The organism is Nostoc sp., from assembly GCF_035638895.1.
Taxonomy (GTDB): domain Bacteria; phylum Cyanobacteriota; class Cyanobacteriia; order Cyanobacteriales; family Nostocaceae; genus Nostoc.
In genome coordinates this window covers 1-21,362 of sequence record NZ_DASQZC010000540.1, presented here as the reverse complement: position 1 = coordinate 21,362, position 21,362 = coordinate 1, and the positions used below count along the sequence as shown (strand labels likewise).

Genomic DNA, 21,362 nt, shown 5'->3' with positions numbered 1-21,362 from the left:
GTTACGACTAAAGTCTAGTGTTTATACCAGAATGTTCCAATTAAGAATTTCAAAAAAAACTCAGTCAATATACAAGCCTATACGCATTTGAGGGAAAATAACTCTAGTGATGCCTATCAATCGTATAAATGCTTAACCAGTAAGAAAAAGCGGGTTGGGCAAATAGAGCTTGATTGTTGGCGCGTGTTTCCCCCAAATTTTAAGATAAGAAATTTGTGGCTTTCTGGAAATTGTAATTTTTTAGGTTCGGGAATCTATGTTGACCAACTCGCAAACACCTACTGTATCAGCAGAATCATCCAAGTCTTTGCCAGCACCTGACGCTCAGACTAGAGTCAGTCAGTTTATGAAACAACTGCAAGACGAAATTACCGAATCATTGGCAAAACTAGATGGTGTGGCTAATTTCCATGAAGATAGTTGGGAACGCCCAGAAGGAGGCGGGGGCCGATCGCGCGTGCTGCGAGAAGGTGCAATATTTGAACAAGCAGGTGTAAACTTTTCTGAAGTTCAGGGTTCCCATTTGCCACCCTCAATTTTAACCCAACGCCCTGAAGCCGCAGGGCATGGCTTTTATGCCACAGGCACTTCAATGGTATTACATCCTCGCAATCCTTATGTGCCGACAGTTCATCTCAATTATCGCTACTTTGAAGCGGGGCCAGTATGGTGGTTTGGTGGTGGTCTCGACTTGACACCTTATTACCCTTTTGCTGAAGATGTGGCACATTTGCACAAAACATTAAAACAGGCTTGTGACAAACACCACCCAGACTATTACCCTGTGTTTAAGCGGTGGTGCGATGAATATTTTTACCTTAAGCATCGTGATGAGACACGGGGGGTAGGTGGTGTGTTTTTTGATTACCAAGATGGTGAGGGTGTTTTATATCGCGGGCCAAATCCCAATGGAGAAGCGGCTATTTATAGCAACCAGGTGGGAACACCAGCAACCCGTAATTGGGAAGATTTGTTTGCCTTTGTGCAAGACTGTGGTAGAGCATTTTTACCAGCCTACGTACCAATTGTAGAACGGCGTAATGGGATGGAGTATGGCGATCGCCAACGAAATTTTCAACTCTACCGCCGGGGACGGTATGTAGAATTTAATTTGGTTTATGACCGAGGTACTATTTTTGGTCTACAAACCAACGGACGTACCGAATCAATTCTCATGTCACTACCACCATTAGTGCGCTGGGAATACGGCTATAAACCGGAACCCAATACACCCGAAGCCGAGTTGTATGAAACTTTCCTTAAGCCTCAAGATTGGATCAACTGGAAATAATGGGCAGTAGGGACTAGGGAGTAGGGAGTTAGGAGTTGATAATTATCCTGATCTTCCCCGACTCCCCCAGTCCCCAGTCACCATTACCCAGTCCCCAACTCCCACTCCCCACAATTCTGCTGAGTTCAACTATAAAAGTTAAGCACTTAGCAAAAAAAGGTGACAATTTTAGCTATAGCTTGTTAATCTCAAGTGGCAGTATTAGAAAATTCTGTAACTAGTTAATCTTTAGAAAAATGTCACGGGGAGGGCTTTAGTGATTCATATAGACCAAAAAACTTATACAACCCAAGACGGAAACACCGTTATTGTCCTGACACCAGCCGGTCGCCTAGACATTACTACTGCTTGGCAATTCCGGCTGAAGTTACAAGAGTGTATTTCTAAACTCAGCCGCCATGTAGTTGTAAATCTGGCTCAGGTAAATTTTATTGATAGTTCTGGTCTTACATCTTTGGTTGCTGGGATGCGTGATGCTGATAAAGTCAAGGGCAGTTTCCGCATCTGTAATGTACATCCAGAAGCTAAACTCGTGTTTGAAGTGACGATGATGGATACTGTCTTTGAAATCTTTGAAACAGAAGACGAAGCTTTAGAAGGTGTACCTCGTAGCATCGCTAGCTAATAAAAAGTTAGGAGTTAGGAGTTAGGAGTTAATTCAAAATTCATAACTTATATTCATGACTTATAACTTTATGTTGTGGAATATTGGTTTCGCTTGGTGTAACGATAAGGCCCCATAATCGCTCCCCAAGTTGCGTTTCCAGTTGCTGGATCGATTCCTTTGTCGTAGCTGTGGAATTCTGCCGCAGTAGCTTCAAAACCGAGAGAAACATTAATGCTATTGCCAAGATAAGTAAAACTGCAACGAGTTTCTGGTGGTGCGGTAGCGGTAAATTTATAGCGATCGCTAGCTAGGGTTTCCTGAGTAACTGTTAGGATACAACCTGGTAGTAAATCTAATTGTTCAGATGTCAGTGTGTTAAGCAGAGCAGGGTTATTGCCTGCGCCTCTTAATGCATCTGGATCTTGAGGCATGTAGTATTGTACTTCCAGAGATGTGTCATTGCTGCCCTGGCGCAACCGCATAATTCGTTGGCGGTAAGGTTTATCTAGGTTAAGAACGTTAGCCTGTTCGGCAAATAGGGTGATGCTATCTTCTGTGAACAGATTAATTGGTCTTTGCCACAGCCGGAGGTGGACATACCAAATTGGTTCTCCTATGGCTTGTTCTTGATTATCAAATTCACCAGCTAGATACTCACCCAAAGCAATTAACTGTGGCGAGAAGTTCATAAATGCGATAAAAAAATCATTAAGGATAGATATTTTTGGCTACTTTATTAGCGGAAAGCGTCTTAATCCCCTATGGCTACTAGCTTATAAAATACTTTTGATTTGTCTACATTGTAAATGAAACCGTCACCAGTCAAAAGCTAAACTTGGCAAAGTAGCCTTTAAGCGAGAAAATAAAGATACGTCGCCCTTAACATTTTCTTTGTGAACAACGTCCGTACTGTCTCTGATACAAAACGAACTTTTTACAATCTTCATACCCGTCCGATCAACACTATTTATCGTCGGGTAGTAGAAGAATTGATGGTGGAAATGCATCTGCTGTCAGTAAATATCGATTTTAGCTACAATTCAATTTATGCCTTGGGCGTCGTCACTACTTTTGACCGCTTCATGCAAGGCTATGAACCAGAACGGGATCAAGAATCAATTTTTAACGCCCTATGTCGGGGTATGGAACAAGATCCGCAACATTATCGACAGGATGCTGAAAGATTGCAAGCTGTAGCTAAAGGTTTGCCAGTTAAAGATTTAATTGGGTGGCTAGGCCAAACTACTTTTTTAGATCGAGATGGTGACTTGCAAGCACAACTGCAAGCGATCGCCAACAATCCTAACTTTAAATACAACCGTTTGTTCGCAATTGGTGTATTTTCGTTATTAGAACAGTCAGATCCTGAATTAGTCAAAGATGAAAAGCAACTCACAGAGGCGCTAAAAGCGATCGCTGCTGGCTTGCACCTTTCTGATGACAAACTCAACAAGGATTTGGAGCTATATCGTTCTAACCTAGAGAAGATGGCGCAAGCGCTAATAGTGATGGCAGATATGCTCTCAGCCGATCGCAAAAAACGCGAACAACGTAAGCAACAATCAAGTACCCCCGTTGCTCCCCCAAGTTCCAACGAATAGTTAGGAGATGGAAGTAAGGAGTGATCAGTTATGAGTGAAGAGTTGTTAATAACTCCTAACTCATAACCCTTCTCTACGAGACGCTGCGCGAACGTCACGCTCAGGGCATCGCTCTTAACTCCTAAGTTTTGATTTTAGACACCCAACAATTTGTAGATTAAGCTGTTAATTATAGTCAGCGCAAATGCCCCAACAACGGCACTCCAAATCCCGTAACGCAAGCGGAAGCCGTCTACGAACCAAGCAGCAAGACTAAAACAAACCACGGCAATCATAAATGTGAAAATGCTGGCTAGCAATTCCAATGTGAGTAAATTTGGAACCGCAAAAATGAGGCTTAAAATAGGTCTGACTATTGCCGTCACGATACCAAGCACTGCGGCAGAAAGGAAGGCTTTACCTGGAGTATCAATTTCAACTCCTAAAGGTAATTTACTAATTATTAACAAGCTGATAGCTGTTACTAACCAAACAATTAAAAGCGTCACAATATTCATGCCACAACCCCTGAAACGTGAATGGCAATTGGTGATAAATTACTTCACTTTATCAGTGGAAAAATCTTTAAAGCTCAACCAATTATCTATAAATTAGCAGTAAATTTTTCTCTGACGGAATTTTATTTTAGATATCTTTAGGTTTGGGAAAAGTTTGAAGGGGAGTGGGAGGGAGGGGAGGCAGGGGAAGAATATAAAACTTACCTCTTTCCCCTCTGCTCCGTGCTCCCTGCCGCTCTGCCTCTTCTCTGTGCCCCTATCTCATCTTTTGGGATTAGGTTGAGTTTGTTTAGGTGCTACAGGCGCTTGGGATGCTGGTGGGTTGGAAATGCCAGGATTAATAGGGCTGATACCTTGTCCAGTTGGAGGCTGAGTTATGCCAGGAAGAGGTACAGGATTGGGTACTGACGGAAATTTCGGGGTAAGATTCCCTTCGGGATTGATGCCTGGAAATGGTGCAGTTGTGGGTATTGGTGGTGCACCAGGATCGATTGGGAAAGAAGGGATATTAGGCTGGTTAAGTGAGTTTGTGGGTGGTTGAGATGGGCCAGGAATAATTCCCAAAGAAACGCGATCGCCTCCTACTTGCCTTAGCAAATCCAATGTTTCAATCACATCATTATAAGTTGCTGTCCGCGAAGCATTCAGCACTACAACAGCACTGGGGTTTGCTTGGAGATACTGTTTTAATCTCGCTCCTAAATCATCTCGTTGTACAGGCTGTTTTTCTATGTAAGTATTACCAACGGCATCGATAGTTACAATCAGATTTCCACTCTGTGATGTTATTCCAGATACTGAACTGGCGCTGGCTTTGGGCAAATCAACATTTATTGCCTGTTGCCGCGTAAATTGTAATGCTGCTAACAAAAAGAATGTCAGGATACAAAAAACGACATCTATTAAAGGGATGATTTGAATTTGGACTTCTTCAATTGGGGTATGTAGATTAACTTTCATTTTCTCAATTTAAACGCCTAGTTCGGGGGTTGAATTCTTGACTAATTAGGTGAATTCGGGGGTTCAGGAGGTTCAGGCAACCTAGTCTTTCCCGGCTTGCGGGGTGGAGTGAAATTTTCCCGCACAATTGCTGGTGCACTATTACTAAAATCAGGCGGGGACTGACGGTAGAGCAATTCCATCTCATTCCCTGCCTTACGAAAAACTTTGACTTGGTTGACTACAAAACTTTGAAATAGGCGGTAAAATACCAAACTAATAATGGCAACTATTAGCCCTGCTGCCGTACTAATTAAAGATTCACCAATACCAGTAGTCACCCCGGCGGTAGATTCAGTTCCTAAATCGCCAATCCGAATTGAGCGTAGAGACTGGATTAGACCCAAAACTGTACCTAACAATCCCAGCAGGGGCGCAAGGGCAATTACGGCTTCTAAAAGTTTTTCGCCCCGCCGCATTCCAGCCAACTCATCTTCGGCTGTGGACTCAAGTGCTAGTCGAAAGGTTTCTGCATCAGTTTTTGAAAAACGTAAGGGGGCATATAGAAAACGCCCGACAGGCTGATGGCTTGCTCGTTTTGCGATGTCAGCAGCTTCTTGCCAATTATTCTGGGCAGCATCCAGAATGCGCTCGACTATTTGCTTTTCCTGAGTCAAAATTCGCAACCAGAACCACAAACGCTCAAAAATCACACTTAAAGACAGAATCGATAAAGCCAGCAAAGGCCACATCGCTAGCCCGCCCTCACGAAACAAAGAAAAAATATCCACTGTTTAAACTTCCTCCCTCCATGACTAAAGCAAATGTGCTAAGGCATTTTAATTGTAGAGATTAATGCAAAATGAGGGACTTCCAAAATATAAATTTATCGAAAATCTAAAAAGGATAGTGTAAGCATGGGGTATTGGACTTAGACTGCTGGACAAATTTGCTGCTGGGTTGCCATAATCCCGAATAAATATAATCATTCTCTAATTTGTCAAACCCTTACGGTATTAAACTCTTATGGAAAATTACAGAATAGGTTTTTGCTGACAGATCACGAGTAGCGTCTTCCCGACTAATTAGGGCGGTTATTCGCACCGGAAGTTTTTAGGATAATTTGTCAAAATTAAAAATAACTGGAGGTTCAAAATATGAAATTTTCAATCGAATCACTTTACACCTGGTATCGCAGTGTGCTTCGTAACCCTAAATATCGTTGGTGGGTAATTTTAGGAACACTCGCTTATTTGGTCAGCCCATTTGATATTCTTCCAGATTTTATACCCGTTGTGGGACAAATTGATGATGTTTTCCTTTTGACTCTGCTAGTTTCTGAGGTGTCTGGGCTAGTAATTGAGGGCTGGAAGGCTCGTAAGGGTGAGGTGGGTGCTGAAGCATCTAATACTACTGAGGGTTCTACCTCTACTGCAAGCCCTAACGCAAGCACTATTGATGTTGATGCTGTTTCTGTTAAGTAGTTTTAAGGAAACCCCTACTTTTGGAATCTGAGGTGGGGGATATTTTTTTTTCAACGCAGAGGGGCGCAAAGGGAAGCGCAGAGGTTCGCAGAGGGAGAGTTAGAGGTTGTTAGCTACGCGTTTGATACCTTCTTTGAGGTGGAGGACGTTAAAGTTGAGGAGAAGACCTAGTTTACAGTTTGCGAGTTTGAGATAGGTTAAGAGTTGGACGGAGTGAATCGGGTGGAAGGATTCTACAGATTTAATCTCTACAATTATTTGGTTTTCGACAATCAAATCTAATCTATAAACACATTCCAATTTCACTTCTTGGTAAACCAAAGGCAATGGAATTTGTTTACCAACATTCAACCCGGCCTTCTTTAACTCATAATCCAAGCACTCCTCATAAGCCGACTCCAACAAACCAGGCCCCAAAGCAGTATGCACCCTCATCGCACAACCAATAATCACCCCACTCAAATCATCCTCTGCGCTCCTCTGCCTTTCCCTTTGCGCCCCTCTGCGTTTAAAAATCTTTCACAAATTCCGTCAAGAACCTAAATGCCTTCAAAATATAACTAGCGCAATCTCTAGGTGAAGTATTGTAAAACGATCGCCACGCACTCGCCTTATCCTCATCGTACCGATCGCTGCGTTGACTATGGTTTTCCAGCCAGGCCAATCGCACTGCATGGCCAATTAACACATCCAACACAATATATTCTTCAATTTGCAGCTTGGGATTATTGGCTGCGATCGCAGCTAATTCGATTAATGCTTCAATATTTACTTGTCGGTATTCTGTAGCTTCAATCTTATTCAGCAAATGCTCAACCAAGAGAGCAAAATTTCTTTCACCTGCTGTCATTTCCGACAACATTATCTCACTATCTAAACGATTGCGCCGCTCTAGTTTATCGCCAATTACTATACCCTTGCAATGTTGCATCAATAGCCAAACTTCCTTAAAAAATTCTTTTGGTACGCGCCCCGTCGCACCCTCGGCTTGGCGGAACCGTCGCCAACCACCTGGGGGAACTTCTATCTCTTCACCGATTCCTGGTAGCACCACCCAAGCAATATCACTTTCTTTTTGTTTGACGTGGAGTGATTCTTGCTGGCGTAACAGGTTACTCATGCCAGTATATCCAGTTAATACCTGACGTAAGCGCACTTTAACTTCAAAGGGTGAAAGTTGCATTAAGCGATCATAAGCTTCATCTTGAGTAACATGCAATTCCCGCGCTAGTTCGCTGGTGATCAATAAGATGAGATAGCCCACTCTCAGCGTTAGTAGTCCCTGAAATAGTTCGGGTTCTGAGTGAATTAAGATCCCAACATAGATTAAAATCTCTTGAGTAAGGACGCGATCGCGGATATCCTCACGACAAAAATGATTAATTTTATCGGCAATTTCATTATGGGACATGGGTACGCTAATCAAGGACGCTTCACTGTAAGCTTTACCCACAGCAATTTGCTTACCCCGCACCAGGATACTTGTGACTGCATCTGATAGGCTGATATCAACCATTTGCCGTAACCCAGCAGCCCGACGCACTACTGCCCAAATGCCTAAATCTCCAGCTTTGGTATAAACTTCATCTAGTAAATCCCCAACCGTGACAGAAGATTCTGGCCCGCCATATCCCGTATCAAATTGCATTCCCTGCAAGCGAGTCAAAGTTTGCAATAACTCAATTTGCTCGTAGATATTCTCTGATGAACGCAAATAAGAAAGTAATAATCCGAAGTTAGTTTCATACTCCATTTGAAATTCTTGGGTATGTCCTAAACGCCAGCTTTTTTCAGGATGATAAGCTAGATAATAGCAAGGTGGGCTAGCATTTTTTACTGGCGATCGCGAAAATTCTGCATTGGGAAGAAAATCAATTCTTTGGATTCCGGCTGTCAGCATTAGCTGATTTAACCGCCCTAATTTCACCCGCACACCGTTACAAACACCATCTTTCAGTTCTTGCATCAATTCTAGTAATGCTTCCGAACCGGCTTCTAACATGGCGTGCGTCAACATTAAAGTTAAGGTAGGACGACCTAAATCGCTCCAATATTTTTGAATGTAAGCTAGTTCGCTTCTAATTTGATCCAGTAAAAAATGGTAATCAAGGGTTAAGTAAAACTGTTGAGAGTCAGAAAATGAAGGCAAAAATACAATTGTTTCACCGCTAATCCGAAAAATTCTAGATGTTGTCAAACTCCGCAACCTTCGCACTGGCCGCCCAGTTAAACCAAGTTTATCGTTACGTCCGATTTGGGTATAAATAGCTGAAAATTCTCCAGCTTTTCTCACTTGAATCGGTTCTACTTGGGCGGGTGTTTGCGCTTCAATTCCGTGAACTTCTAGTTTCGTTTGTAAATCTTCATCTTCTGCTAACAAGGCAATTTGTACCAATGCCTCGCGCTGTTTGCCCACACACAAATGTCTTCCCAAAGGGTCGATATCACCAACTGCTATTAAACCTTCACTCAACATTTCACTGAGAAAATATAAACTCTGCGCCCACACTAAGGGAATATTTTCATTGGGTAAACGTGGTTGCGTTTGAGGTGCTAACTTTTCTGCTTCTATGTTTTCTGCTGGAACATAATAGAGTTCTGGCAATAAACGCAAGCCATTTTGCTCTATAAGTAATGATTCTAAAAGAATTTGGTATTTTTTAACTTGTTCTTGTTCACCGCGAAATAATCCATCTAGAACTAAATAAGTGAAAAATAACGGCCATTCGCATTCAATATGCTCAAATTGTTTGAGTTCCCACGGTTCGTAGTGTAAACGTTGATTATCTTCTAAAACCGTTTGGTGTCCATCACGCAGAAAGCGTTTGCAGCCGTATTTACCTGCGAGTTTATTGATAATATCGTTTAAGGTGCGATCGCGTAACTCCAAATCTTCCACTGCAAAGGCAGGATAACTAATAATACTTAACAGCGCCGCATCAATTTCTTTGGAACCAGATTCCCTCGGTAATAGTGATTCTAAGGTAATCCGGGCGCGGGCAATTTCATCTGGTAGCACATGAATTACCGATGCTTGACTACCACGCACACCAAACAAATCCAGTCCGTTGATGGCTTCTAAAGCAGCTTTTGCCATGCCTACAGAACTGGCATTTAACTCAGCACTACCACGATTTATTTTATTACCGCGTTCCCAAATGCCGTAATCTGGTGTGCGGTAAGCTCGTCCAATGTAGTAAACTAAATTTTGGACGAAATTCACTTCATCAATGCTATAAATTATTTGCAATCCTGCTGCCGTCATTTGCCCCAACATCAGCAAAAATATAGATGTGGCATCAAGTTGCAAATGTCCCCATTCATCATCACCAACAACAATATCACCAGTCGCAGTATTATATTTGGCGTGCAGTCCATCTAGTAGCGACTGAGTATGTTTAAATGTCTCTACTTTATGAGCCTGTCGCATCATCGCAAACAACAACCCGCGCATCAGTTTAATGACACTGTGTTCTAGTTCATAGGTGCGTCCCTGATCGTCGTCAATCTTGCGGTATGCAAGTCCTAAACCCCAAACTGCCAAAATGCTGTAAACGTTGTCTCGCACCCAGGCATCAGTATAATCGCCGTGGGCTGTAATCGCTGTACTCGCAGGTAGTAAACCAGTAATTGGATTCTGGCGAGTCAGGATGATCGTTTTGATTTGCTGGTAGTAATAGTCCAGGCGAGATAGCAATTTGGTAGATGTTTTCATGGCTTGGTTCAGAACAATTTGCAAAATTTGACCCTGTAGCTGTCAAGTGAATTACCTAAACCAAGCCAGAATAAGTTCTGTAATGGTTGATGGGACAACAGCTGAGGGTGGTGTGAGTTTATTATTATCTCCTGTTAGTAGGTTTATGGGTACTTAATTTTAGCGATCGCAAACCAAAACATGATATTTATTCAAATCTTCACTATTTAATGTGATATTTTATACTTTAGATTTCAGGTATTTTAAGGCATAACAAATTCTTTTTGTTGATAATTTACGTTAGATAAACGAGTAATAATTTCAGTTAAATTACGTATGTATTGGTAACGATTATAGCCTTGTAATATGACTTCTGCACAGCAGTAAGCAGAAAAGTCATCTTTGAGGGACAGGTTAATTTACAGCATTTGAAAGGGCATGATTCGCAAGGATTACCCAAAGGAGTTGGTTTTTTATGCGCCACCATCCGTATTAGTAGGAAGTTTGAAATAAGCTTCTAGCAGAATTATTCAAAAAGAGTTCTCTGAACATTTAGCAACTTTTTATAAAAACCTGTTTTATAGTCTAGTTCTTACTATGTAGTGTCAACTGCTGGCGCTCCAATTGAAAAACTAAAGCAGGACATCAAATCTCAAGAAGTGCCTACAGAATAATTGGGAATTTGTCATACATACCATTCCCTTATCAACCTTACAGTTAATATTAGTCAGGTATGCAATCCTCACTTCGTAACGCTATTCGCGAACATCACCCGTGGTCACTGAGCTTGTCGAAGTGCTCCCTATCCCCACCCTACTAAGAGTTGAGGTGCGGACTTCTGCGAAGCGTTAAAAAACTGGTTTACAAACTGTTGTTACTGTACCTCATAAACCTGTAATACGCTGTATTTACTTTATGTGCGACTGCGAAGCCTACTTCTAGAATCCACAAGACAAACCACTAGCCAGGCAAGTTGCGTTATTGTTAAATCTCATCATCCCTTGATAGCGCATTATTTCGATTTGCTCCTGTGCAGGAGTTAACTTGCGTCTGTTGGCTTGAGATGACTGTTGTCCGGTAGCAGTATACTGTAAAACATTAGTGTTTAGAAGCTTCCATCCACCCGGAGTTCGTTTCCAGATATGTTGATATTGACCTACAGCTGAGTAACGTACAGGAACTTGAGTATTTTTTGGGTTTGAAATAATTACGCTTCTATATTCAATACTAATTACTGTCGCAGTTTGCCCATTAATTTGGATTTGTTTAATCTCATTATTTAGGTTAATTTGGCGTATAGTCTGAAAAGACTGCCGCCACCCTTGGCGATTTTGCTCTAAATTTGTTAACTTTCCGTTTCGGTCAATTAAGGTATATTCAGGTGCACGGTCAGCAAATGCTTGATTAACATCCTTACGCTCAATAGCTGCATCAAAAGCACGGGATGCTTTCATGATTGCTTGCTTGTCAGCTTGCTCATCAGCATAAACAACATTAGTCATTGCAAGTGTTGTAGCTAGCAGAGTAGTAAAAGCTATAGCGGGTTGTCTCATAAACAATTTCTCCTAAAGGTAGAACTAAAGGGATTTAGCTGTAAATCATCATATTACAATAAGCGTACAAACCCATAAAAAGCAATTAATTTTACAAAGAAATATCAATCAATTTATTTGCTGTAAGTAAATGGGCGGGAATGTCGATAAATATCTGAATGCTTGCAGTTCGCTACAACTATAAAAGTAAAATAAACGAAGGATTAACAAAAAGTTAAACTGTGATTTGGCTGCAATCAAGTAACCTGAATATTGGTGTTAAGATTTTTCTCAAAGTGCGATCGCAACCTCTACACAAAGTACGTAGACAGGGAGCGGCTTGTCGTCAGACATCGCCTCTCTGCTAATCATGAGGCTATCTGGTAAATTGCAGGACGATATCTCGGTTCAGGAATTAGTTTTCCCTCCTTTTTCGCAGCATCTAACCATGCTTCTTTTGCTTTCAAAACTTCATGAAGTGCTTCTTCTTCAGTTGAACCAAATGCTGAACAGTATTTCAAGTCAGGAATATCAGCAATATAGCCCTTATCTTGTTGACTGTAGAAGATATTAATATGATAGTTTTTCATCCTTCATCCTCCAAAGTAAGTGTGTATTTTTCAATCAAAATCAAAAATTGACGGACTTGATACGGAACAGCTTCGCCCTTTCGATTTTGCAGGTTAACAAGCTCAGGAATATCTGGATTAGTAAATATGTGGTGACTGCCATTAACCCGTGATAGAGAAAATCCAAACGCCTCAACTAAAGTCACCAGTTCATTAAATTGAATATTTTTGGAGCTAGAAAGAACTTTCTCTAGCAATTTACGTTTTTTCGACGTTTCTACACTTTATCATCACAAAATCAAAAGCGTGTAGATGCAAAGCAGCTTGCGATCATACATCGCTATATTTCTCAGCAACTGAGTATTGCCACCAAAATCCGCAGTAAGTCGTCTATGTCAGCAGGAACACGATATAAATTGAGGTCTTGAGTTATTTGTTTACTTTCTCGATTCAATAAACCAAATTGCCAAATATCCCCTGTAGAAACAGCCCCCTGTAAATTTGCCTCTTGAGAATCAGTCCACACATCAATAGCAATCAGTTCTACCGCAAGCTGGGTAAAACCTCTTGCTAAATCAGCATTTTTAGCTTCCACAACCAAAAGTTTATGGTCTGCATGGAGATAATAGTCAAGGGAACCTTTTAACTGTTCTGTAACAATTAAAGGATATTCGATTCTAAGTTGGGCGTGAGTGTAATGAACAACATCCAATAAAATTGGCGCAATTAGTAACTCTCTGCGGGCTGCTTCACTAGTCAAACTAATATATGGCAAACTCTCCTCAATCCTATACTTGAGATTTGCAAGTCTGTCTAATTCAATGTTGGACTGTTGTAGATTGAGAAAGGAACGTTTTAAGGAATATCCAAATTCAGCCAGTATGTCTTCTGGCTCAAATGACATCTCAAAATAGTTTCTGAAAGTGTATGATTGATTTGGTTTAAGAATAGGAATTTTGCTCATAGCTGCATAATTGATAATTGAGTTTTTTAACATACCATCAGATTTTCAAACGGATACTGATTCTTCCAACGGTAAGCGTTAAAATCTCTAAAATCTATAGACAAAATTCTTCCATGTCCCAGATGTTCTGCCAAAACTACTAACGAAGCATCGGCCAGATCCATTGGTAAGTTCGCATATTTTTCCATCAGTTCACAAATGCGTTTAGCATGATGGGGTTGCAAATCAAAAACCGTAAAGGCCCCTAAAAATAAGTTATTAATGAAACTTACTTGCGCGTGGTTCCCCATCTTTGTTAGCAGTAGATAGCAAGTCTCTGTAACGACAGCCCAAGTCGTAATCAGAGGTTCGTTGACATTGGCAAGTACTGTTATTGCTTGAGTGTGGTACAAGTCATTTCGATTTGCTAAGGCTAACCAAAAGCCAGTATCAACGATAATCATACTTAGCTTTCAAGCCATCTCTTAAAATTAATTTGTAATCTACAGACAGATCCGAATCTGTATGACCACAACCGATAAAACCTGTTTGGGTCAGCATCAACAATGCGTTCTTTTGCTCCTGCTGAAGCTGCTGATAATACAATTCAATAGCAGACTTAATCACATCTGTTACTGCCTGATTAGTCTGCTGTTGAATAAAGGCTAGTTTGTCAGCATACTCGTCATCTAATCGCGCATTAATTCGCATCGCTAGGTTTGTTTGTCATACAAATGTATGACAAAGATAACATACCTCCTACCTCGTCAACAACTTCCGCCGCAGATTATCTAACGCTGCATTCGCGCTGACATGACGAATTAGAGCGCGTCCTCGCACTATACCAAACTGATACTCAAAACTTGCCACTTCATCCTTTGGCCCAGCTAAACCAATGTAAACTAAACCCACCGGCTTAGTATCTGTCCCTCCAGTTGGGCCAGCAATACCAGTAATACTCAATCCCCAAGTTGTTGCAAGGCGGGTTTTAACTCCAACAGCCATTTGCTCTGCAACAGTAGCACTTACCGCCCCAAATTTATCTAAGTCTTCCTGGTTAACCCCCAATAATCCAACCTTCACCGAATTGTCATAAGAAATTACTCCACCCCAAAAGTAATCAGAACTCCCAGAAATCTCAGTCAACATTTGCCCTAAACCGCCACCAGTGCAAGATTCTGCCACAGAAAGCGTTTCTTTTGATGCCCGCAATAACTGACCAACCACGGAAGCAAGAGTATCATTATTAACGCCGTAAAAATCCAGTCCGGCAATTTCTTTAAGTTGTTTTTCAATGGGCGCAATTAAGGCCTCTGCGGCTGCTTCTGAAGTGGCTTTAGCACAGACTCGCAATCTTACTTCCCCTTTACCTGCATAGGGGGCTACTGTGGGATTTGGCAACTTCAAATAGGAAGAAACTTTTTCCGCCAAAGCAGATTCGCCAATACCCCAAAACTTTAAACTCCGACTGTAAATAATTTCTTTACCCCAACCTTGACTTTTGAGAAATGGCACGGCTGTTTCTTCCCACATTACGTGCATTTCACTGGGAACACCCGGAAAGGTAAAAATCGTGATTTCAGGGCGAAGTTGCCAAATAATACCGGGTGCTGTTCCAGTGGGGTTGGGGAGAATTTCTGCACCTTGGGGAATCAAAGCTTGCTTGCGGTTACTTGGTGACATAACTCGACCACGTTGGGCGAATTTTTGGGTTATGTCTTCGATGATGTCAGAACGTTCTACCAACGGGACTTTAAAAAAATCGGCGATTGTTTCGCAGGTGAGGTCATCTGGTGTTGGGCCGAGTCCACCAGTGAAAATGAGAATTTGCGCTCTGGAAATAGCAATTTCTATAACTTGCTTCAACCGTTCTGGATTATCCCCAACCACTGTTTGATAGTAATGGGGAATTCCGAGCTGCGCTAATTGTTGCGCCAAAAATTGAGCATTGCCGTTGAGGATATCTCCTAGCAGCAGTTCAGTACCAACACAAATAATTTCTGCACTCATTGGATTGGGGAAGGGGAGTAGGGAGTGGGGAGTGGGGAGTGGGGATTAAGAATTTTAGATTTTAGATTTTGGATTTTGGATTAAATTTCAATCTAAAATCTAAAATTGAATTGCCCCACACCCAATTATGCTAAGGCTGGTACAGGAATTTCTAGGTGAGGATATAAGGGGAAGCGATCGCACAATGCTGCTACCCGTTGCCGACAATCTTGGGTTACTATGTCGGAATCTGGAGAAAGCAGGCGATCGCTAATAATATTTGCAATCTCGGTAAATTCTGCTTCTCCTAAACCTCGCGTGGTCATTGCTGGCGAACCTAACCTCAGACCACTAGTAACAAATGGCGATTGCGGATCGAAGGGAATAGTATTTTTGTTAGCAGTAATATTCACGGTACTAACTAGCTGATCTGCCTGCTTACCAGTTAAACCGACAGAACGTAAATCCACAAGGATTAAATGGTTATCAGTACCATTAGATACTAGCTTTAAACCCCGGTTTTGTAATTGTTCTGCCAAAGCACGAGCATTTTCAATCACTTGGGCAGAATAGGTTTTAAACTCAGGCTTTAGGGCTTCTCCAAAAGCTACTGCTTTTCCAGCAATCACATGTTCCAATGGCCCGCCCTGGCTACCAGGAAAAACAGATTTATCTAGCTTTTTACCTAGTTCTGCGTCGCTGGTCAAAATTAAACCACCTCTAGGGCCGCGTAGAGTCTTGTGTGTAGTTGTTGTTACTACATGACAATGAGGGATGGGATCAGGATGAAGACCACTAGCAACTAAACCAGCGATATGAGCAATATCGGCAAGTAAGTAAGCACCGATTTCATCAGCAATGCTACGGAACTTTTCAAAATCAATTATCCGGGGATAAGCTGAATAACCACAAATCAAGAGCTTGGGACGCTCCCTCAGCGCCAGCTCCCGAATTTGATCGTAGTCAAGTTGTTCTGTTTGTTGGCTGACACCGTAGTGGCTAACTTGGAACCACTTACCTGAGAAATTTACAGGGGAACCGTGGGTGAGATGTCCCCCATGAGACAAATCCATCCCCATAATTTTGTCTCCTGGTTGCAGCAGGGACAGGAACACTGCAAAATTGGCTTGTGCGCCAGAATGAGGTTGCACATTCGCATGAGCAGCGCCAAATATCTGTTTAGCACGATTGATTGCTAGCTGCTCGATTTTATCGATATACTCACAACCGCCATAGTAGCGTTTACCAGGTAATCCCTCGGCATATTTATTTGTCAGTACTGAGCCTTGAGCGGCTAGTACAGCAGCAGAGGTAAAGTTTTCACTAGCAATCAACTCCAAGTGATCGCGTTGACGCTGTAGTTCGTCGTTGATTAACTCCGCGATCGCTGGATCGGTGGAGGCAAGAAAATCTGAGTTAGTCTTAGTCACTTCAATTATCCTTATGGAAATTTGTACAACGGCTGATTTTGGTTGGATGCAGCACCTAACAGTCCACTCTCAAAAGTCCATAGCCCAAAGTCTATAGTTCTATGATTTTTGACTGCTTTACAGAGCCGATTAATCGTCTCCGCACTATTGAGGTTTATTTGTGCCAACTTATTTATTATTAAACGATTAATTATCATAACGTTGCTTGTTGAAGCTGCGCTAAATAAAGCTTGTTGCGACGCCGAATAGCCCGTCGGAGACATCGCTCCTCTGCGAGACAAAAAGCTGAACGCTTCAGCAATTGCAGAACATGGCTGCGAAGTTCTACGCTGCAAAACTTAAGCACTCAGTATAGCGTTAATACTGGAAGGTTAGTTGTTGTGATTGCTGGTAGTGCTACCGCAGATATACTTGCAGATGCCTTGCGTGGACAGGCTACCAATGAACGAGCTAAAAATGTATTTTTTGGTATATTACAATACATTTACTTTGTAAATTACTAGTATAAAAATAAATCTACCCAAAGGTTGTTTGAAATTAATTAAATTTATTGTAATATTCCTCAGTCCTTCAACTAGTCAGAATTGAGGTTAAAATATGCAATTAAGTATCTATTCTGATAAAGATTATCTTCCTAAAGGAATGGAGCCAGTTCCAATGCTTTATCCCTTTTGGAGAGAATTTATTCCTAATGAAAAATACCCTTGGTCTAGATTGTATGGCAAGTATATAGAGATAAGTAATTCCCTTTTTAAAATGACTTCGCTACAGGAAGCTGACTTAGTTATCATGCCTATAAACTGGAGAGTGATCAGAGGAGAGAGTTGGAGAAGTAAAGTTAATAAAGAAGCAGAAAATCTATCTATTAAATTTGCAGAAAAAGTAGCTAATAGCGGCAAAGAATTAATTATTTTTTTTGCAGGTGATTGTTGCGCCGAAGAAATTCCTGTCAAGAATGCAACAGTATTTCGGATGGCTGTATATCGGTCGCAAAAGAAGCAAAATGATATTATTATGCCTTCTTTTACTGAAGATTTTGTTAAAGAATATTTAGGAGGGCAAATCTCTCTCAGGCATAAATCTGAGAAACCTGTTGTTGGATTTTGTGGACTAGCAGTAAAAGATTCATGGGAAAAGAAACTAAAAACGGTTTTATTCCACGGGGCGATGTTAACCAAATCATTAGAACTTGGAGTTTCGCCTTACAAAGGACAAATTTTGCGTAGTCAGGCTCTGAAAGTACTTGCAGAAAACCCGTCTTTAGTAAATACAAACTTCATCATCAAAGACGAAACAGTATTTCTAAATACACAAGATACAGAGCGAAGACAGAAGGCTCGTGATGAATATGTGAAAAATATAGTTGAGAGTGACTACATTTTGTCTTGTCGTGGTTCTGCAAACTATTCTATTCGACTATATGAAATCCTCAGTTGTGGTCGTATTCCAATTTTTATTGATACAGACTGCGTTTTACCTGACGATTCTATAATAGACTGGAAAAAATATTGTGTATGGATAGATGAGAAAGAAATACCACATATTGCAGAGAAAGTAGCTGAATTCCATAGCAATATTTCAGACCAAGAATTCTTAGATTTGCAGCATGAGTGCCGAAATCTGTGGAAAAGTAGGCTTTCTGCTGAGGGATTTTATACTAATTTTCATGATCGTTTTTCAAGAAAATAATTCATTAAAATAACTATTATGTCTAGAACGAAATAGCCCTAAGCTAAAACACAAAGGCGTAAAGCAAATTTTAGCACCTTTGTGTTTTAGCTTGAGGTAATTAGCTGCCCTTAAGTACAGTCTCTTCAGGGCCAGCAGTGACAATTATCAGACTTTCCGGCTTAATTAAATCTTCAATTGCCTGTTGCATCTGAGCCATTGTGACTGCTTGTATTCTCTGGGGAAAGTCTCGGATTTCTGAGCGTGAAAGTCCTAAGACAGTATTATCCAAAATTATGCTTGATACATTACTAGGATTAGCTAAATCCACAGGATAGCTATTAGTAATTGAGCGTTTTGCTGCGTTGAATTCAGCCTCAGTCACTCCTTGTTCGCGCAACTGTTTGAGTAAAGCGAGAGTACTAGCGATCGCTTTTTGGGCATCACCAGGAGCAGTCTGCATCTGAATCAAGAACGGGCCAGGGTTGATTCCGGCAGCAAAACTACTATAGATACCGTAGGTTAGACCCTGGCGATCGCGCACTTCCGTACCCAAGCGGCTCGATAAGGTATCACCACCCAAAATTTGATTCAGTATCAGTGCTGCATAATAACGTGGGTCTTTCCGAGAGATACCGTTGTAGCCGATGTAGGTAACAGCTTCGGATTTACCAGGTATCACTTTATTTAAGCGTGTCAAAGTTTGCGGAAATGGCACGGATGGAATTTTGAGGACAGGTGGCTTACCTGTGGCTGACCATTTGCCAAACGCCTGATTTAGCAAAGGTTTTACTTTAACTGGATCAAAGTCTCCAACTATTGCGATCGTTGTGTTATCTGGTCGGTAGTGTGTCTGGTAGAAGCCCAGCAAATCATCACGAGTAATACTCTTTAAACTTTCGGCTGTGGGAAAGCTATGGAATGGATGATTTTCTGGGTAAATTGCTTGCTGAAATACTTGTCTTCCTAAACCTCTGGGGTCATCTAGCTGGACTTTGAGACTTATCAGTGCCCGTTGGCGACTCAGTTCTAACTGATCGGTTGGGAAAGTGGCGTTTTCTAACACATCTGCCAGAGTTTGAATCAATATCGGCAAGTCTGCTGAAAGTCCCTCACCGCTAACGCTAACTCCCTCGCGGCTGGCACCGAAGTTCAAATCGGCTCCCCGATCTTCTAAGGTTTTTGCTAGCGTCAGAGCATTTTTAGTCTGCGTCCCATTCATTAAGTTGGCCGCAGTCAAATTCGCTAATCCAGCTTTTTGGTTGCCGTCAAATTTAGTACCAGCATCAATTTGTCCACTCAGGTTAATGGTGGGGAGGTTGCGATCGCGCAAGAGCAAAACCCGCAAACCATTATTTAAGGTAAACTCTTCTGGTAATGATTGTTTGCCCGAATCTGTAGCTGATGTGGCAGGTGGCAGATATTTCGCCAGTTCTGCTGGATCTACAGGCTTACCAGGGCTGAAATTTTCCACTGTGCGACCAGAACCCGCGCTAGAAGCGCCTGGTTTACCATCTGGTTGAGTTGGCTCAAAGAAGCCGATGGTTTGTTTGGCTGGATTGAGGTAAGTTTTTGCTGCTTGCTGTACTTGATCTGGGGTGACTTTTGCGATCGCAGCCAGATACTGTTCAATAAAATGATAATCGCCGGCCACAATTTGGTTATATCCCAGTTGGATTGCCTGACTAGTGATATCTTGGTTCCCCAAAACAAAGGAGGCTTGGAGTTGTGTCTTCGCCCGGTTCAATTCTTCAGTAGTAACTGGCTGTTCTTGCAATTTTGCTAAAGATTCCTGAAGCACTTGGCTGATTTTCCCTAACTCTTGACCCGGAGCCGCCGTAGCATTAATTTCATACCAACCTGGTTCGATGAGTTCGGCAGGACTGCCACTCACTGAACTAGCGAGTCCAGATTCCACCAAAGCTTGGTAAAGTCTAGAACTACGTCCGCCTGTAAGGATGGCATCCATCACATCAATTGCCGGGACATCAGGATGCTTGATATCTGGTAAAGGATACACTACTTGCAATAGTGCTGCACTTCCAGGTTGCTTCAAAACAATCGGTGCTTTTTTAGTAGTAGGGGCAACCACAGACGCAGCGATATTTCCTCTTTCCATGTTCTGGCGTAAAAGCGTCCCCTTGACCTCTTTCCCTCGTTTTGCCAACTTCCCATAAGTTTCTTTAACAACTTTGAGTACAGGTTCTGTGGCAAAATCCCCTGTAATCACCAAAGTGGCATTTTCTGGGCTGTAATAGGTTTGGTAATAATTCCGCACCTGCTCCACCGTGAATTTTTCTACATCAGCTTTTGTGCCTCCCACAGGTAAGCCGTATGCTCTATTAGGGAAAGCATCTCGCATCACTGCGCGACTCAGACGATAGCCTGGTGAATTTTCGTACCCCTGTAACTCGGAGATTACCACCCGCTTTTCACTTGTGAGTTGTTCAGTCCCAATTAAAGAGTTTTTCATGCGATCGGCTTCTAGTGTCAACAATGCTTCGAGTTTGTCTCGTTGCACTGTGCCAAAGTAAGCTGTTTGGTCATAACTAGTAAAAGCATTGAACTGGCTACCCAAGGCACTAAATAACCTGCCAAACTGCACAGGACGGTCAGTTGTACCCTTGAACATTAAATGTTCTAGCTGGTGAGAAATACCACTCTCTCCCTTAACTTCGTTACGTGAGCCAACTTTATACCAAACTTGTACGCTCACTACTGGAGCAGTATGGACTTCTTTAGTTAGCACCGTTAAGCCGTTGTCTAATACGGTTTTTTGCACCCCTTGGGTGAATGAGACAGCAGATACAGGTGCGACTGCTGTTGGTGTTGCAGCATTGGTGAAATTGCCCGAAAAAGGCACAATATTTAGCACAAGGCTAAGAAAAAACCCTACAAGCATATATGAGCGTAGCTTCATAAGCAATGGGAAATGCAAAATTTCTAATTATAAAACAAAACCTTAGTATCGCGTTTTGCTTTTTGAAATATGCAAACAAGAAACTTAATTGCATCATTTACATTAGGTATAACCTTAGAGGGTGTTTGAAAAGTTTTTAGGGGTCAAATTTTATGCCAGTCGCCGTACCATGATGCGAATCCTAGCAAGGTAAATAAA

Annotated in this window: 22 protein-coding genes; 7 read left to right on the top strand and 15 right to left on the bottom strand. The window is 41.7% G+C overall.

The features are described from left to right. Positions 1 to 256 precede the first annotated feature (256 nt). Positions 257 to 1,291, top strand: coding sequence for an oxygen-dependent coproporphyrinogen oxidase (hemF, locus tag VE944_RS26635; RefSeq protein ID WP_324984295.1), 1,035 nt, complete (start codon positions 257 to 259; stop codon positions 1,289 to 1,291). A gap of 256 nt (positions 1,292 to 1,547) precedes the next feature. Further along, positions 1,548 to 1,916, top strand: a complete 369-nt coding sequence (locus VE944_RS26630; protein ID WP_114083376.1) for an STAS domain-containing protein — start codon at positions 1,548 to 1,550, stop codon at positions 1,914 to 1,916. 68 nt (positions 1,917 to 1,984) lie between these two features. Here VE944_RS26630 and VE944_RS26625 read toward each other — a convergent pair whose 3' ends face one another. Next, a complete protein-coding gene (locus tag VE944_RS26625) occupies positions 1,985 to 2,587 on the bottom strand; it encodes a chromophore lyase CpcT/CpeT (RefSeq protein ID WP_324984290.1) in 603 nt (200 codons plus the stop codon). Between the two features lie 204 nt (positions 2,588 to 2,791). On the opposite strand from VE944_RS26625, the gene psb29 reads away from it, so the two are divergent. Then, complete coding sequence (gene psb29 / locus VE944_RS26620) at positions 2,792 to 3,499, top strand: photosystem II biogenesis protein Psp29 (protein ID WP_324984287.1); 708 nt, start codon at positions 2,792 to 2,794, stop codon at positions 3,497 to 3,499. 134 nt (positions 3,500 to 3,633) lie between these two features. Here psb29 and VE944_RS26615 read toward each other — a convergent pair whose 3' ends face one another. From VE944_RS26615 to VE944_RS26605, 3 genes are all read right to left on the bottom strand, one after another. Continuing rightward, positions 3,634 to 3,996, bottom strand: coding sequence for a phage holin family protein (locus tag VE944_RS26615; protein ID WP_324984284.1), 363 nt, complete (start codon positions 3,994 to 3,996; stop codon positions 3,634 to 3,636). A 261-nt stretch (positions 3,997 to 4,257) separates the two neighbouring features. Further along, the gene (locus VE944_RS26610) at positions 4,258 to 4,956 is read right to left on the bottom strand and encodes an ExbD/TolR family protein (protein ID WP_324984281.1); all 699 of its coding nucleotides are present in this window, start codon (positions 4,954 to 4,956) and stop codon (positions 4,258 to 4,260) included. Positions 4,957 to 4,997: 41 nt separating this feature from the next. After that, the gene (locus tag VE944_RS26605) at positions 4,998 to 5,726 is read right to left on the bottom strand and encodes a MotA/TolQ/ExbB proton channel family protein (RefSeq protein ID WP_324984278.1); all 729 of its coding nucleotides are present in this window, start codon (positions 5,724 to 5,726) and stop codon (positions 4,998 to 5,000) included. Positions 5,727 to 6,092: 366 nt separating this feature from the next. Between VE944_RS26605 and VE944_RS26600 the strand changes: the two genes are divergently transcribed. After that, entirely contained in the window at positions 6,093 to 6,419 is a 327-nt protein-coding gene (locus VE944_RS26600) for a YkvA family protein (RefSeq protein ID WP_324984275.1), read from the top strand. Between the two features lie 99 nt (positions 6,420 to 6,518). Here the strand turns inward: VE944_RS26600 and VE944_RS26595 are convergent, their stop codons facing one another. The 3 genes from VE944_RS26595 to VE944_RS26585 all read right to left on the bottom strand — a co-directional run bounded on the left by VE944_RS26595 (position 6,519) and on the right by VE944_RS26585 (position 11,666). Then, positions 6,519 to 6,881 (bottom strand): GxxExxY protein, encoded by a 363-nt coding sequence (locus VE944_RS26595; RefSeq protein WP_324984272.1) that lies wholly within the window; start codon positions 6,879 to 6,881, stop codon positions 6,519 to 6,521. Positions 6,882 to 6,927: 46 nt separating this feature from the next. Next, positions 6,928 to 10,134 (bottom strand): glycoside hydrolase family 15 protein, encoded by a 3,207-nt coding sequence (locus VE944_RS26590; RefSeq protein ID WP_324984269.1) that lies wholly within the window; start codon positions 10,132 to 10,134, stop codon positions 6,928 to 6,930. Between the two features lie 917 nt (positions 10,135 to 11,051). Beyond that, complete coding sequence (locus VE944_RS26585; RefSeq protein ID WP_324984266.1) at positions 11,052 to 11,666, bottom strand: YybH family protein; 615 nt, start codon at positions 11,664 to 11,666, stop codon at positions 11,052 to 11,054. 221 nt (positions 11,667 to 11,887) lie between these two features. Here VE944_RS26585 and VE944_RS26580 point away from each other — a divergent pair, with 221 nt between their 5' ends. Continuing rightward, positions 11,888 to 12,013: a hypothetical protein gene (locus VE944_RS26580; protein ID WP_324984263.1), complete on the top strand. Its 126-nt coding sequence runs from the start codon at positions 11,888 to 11,890 to the stop codon at positions 12,011 to 12,013. Here VE944_RS26580 and VE944_RS26575 read toward each other — a convergent pair whose 3' ends face one another. The 7 genes from VE944_RS26575 to glyA all read right to left on the bottom strand — a co-directional run bounded on the left by VE944_RS26575 (position 12,014) and on the right by glyA (position 16,576). Continuing rightward, positions 12,014 to 12,235 (bottom strand): type II toxin-antitoxin system HicB family antitoxin, encoded by a 222-nt coding sequence (locus tag VE944_RS26575; RefSeq protein WP_324984261.1) that lies wholly within the window; start codon positions 12,233 to 12,235, stop codon positions 12,014 to 12,016. Further along, a complete protein-coding gene (locus VE944_RS26570; protein ID WP_324984259.1) occupies positions 12,232 to 12,471 on the bottom strand; it encodes a type II toxin-antitoxin system HicA family toxin in 240 nt (79 codons plus the stop codon). Before VE944_RS26570 ends, VE944_RS26575 begins: the two co-directional genes overlap by 4 nt. Positions 12,472 to 12,563: 92 nt before the next feature. Further along, positions 12,564 to 13,178 carry a hypothetical protein gene (locus tag VE944_RS26565; RefSeq protein WP_324984256.1) on the bottom strand — a complete coding sequence of 205 codons (615 nt, stop codon included), beginning with the start codon at positions 13,176 to 13,178 and terminating at the stop codon, positions 12,564 to 12,566. 26 nt (positions 13,179 to 13,204) lie between these two features. Beyond that, entirely contained in the window at positions 13,205 to 13,621 is a 417-nt protein-coding gene (locus tag VE944_RS26560) for a type II toxin-antitoxin system VapC family toxin (RefSeq protein ID WP_324984253.1), read from the bottom strand. After that, on the bottom strand, positions 13,608 to 13,868 hold the full coding sequence (locus tag VE944_RS26555) for a CopG family transcriptional regulator (RefSeq protein ID WP_324984250.1): 261 nt from the start codon (positions 13,866 to 13,868) through the stop codon (positions 13,608 to 13,610). The genes VE944_RS26560 and VE944_RS26555 overlap by 14 nt, the downstream gene beginning before the upstream one ends. A gap of 48 nt (positions 13,869 to 13,916) precedes the next feature. Next, positions 13,917 to 15,167, bottom strand: coding sequence for a competence/damage-inducible protein A (locus tag VE944_RS26550; protein WP_324984247.1), 1,251 nt, complete (start codon positions 15,165 to 15,167; stop codon positions 13,917 to 13,919). Between the two features lie 125 nt (positions 15,168 to 15,292). Next, a complete protein-coding gene (gene glyA / locus VE944_RS26545; protein WP_324984244.1) occupies positions 15,293 to 16,576 on the bottom strand; it encodes a serine hydroxymethyltransferase in 1,284 nt (427 codons plus the stop codon). A 230-nt stretch (positions 16,577 to 16,806) separates the two neighbouring features. On the opposite strand from glyA, the gene VE944_RS26540 reads away from it, so the two are divergent. Beyond that, positions 16,807 to 17,079, top strand: a complete 273-nt coding sequence (locus tag VE944_RS26540; protein ID WP_324984241.1) for a hypothetical protein — start codon at positions 16,807 to 16,809, stop codon at positions 17,077 to 17,079. A gap of 94 nt (positions 17,080 to 17,173) precedes the next feature. Beyond that, positions 17,174 to 18,265, top strand: a complete 1,092-nt coding sequence (locus VE944_RS26535; RefSeq protein ID WP_324984238.1) for an exostosin domain-containing protein — start codon at positions 17,174 to 17,176, stop codon at positions 18,263 to 18,265. Positions 18,266 to 18,365: 100 nt separating this feature from the next. Here the strand turns inward: VE944_RS26535 and VE944_RS26530 are convergent, their stop codons facing one another. Beyond that, positions 18,366 to 21,164 (bottom strand): M16 family metallopeptidase, encoded by a 2,799-nt coding sequence (locus tag VE944_RS26530; protein WP_324984235.1) that lies wholly within the window; start codon positions 21,162 to 21,164, stop codon positions 18,366 to 18,368. Positions 21,165 to 21,362: the final 198 nt, after the last annotated feature.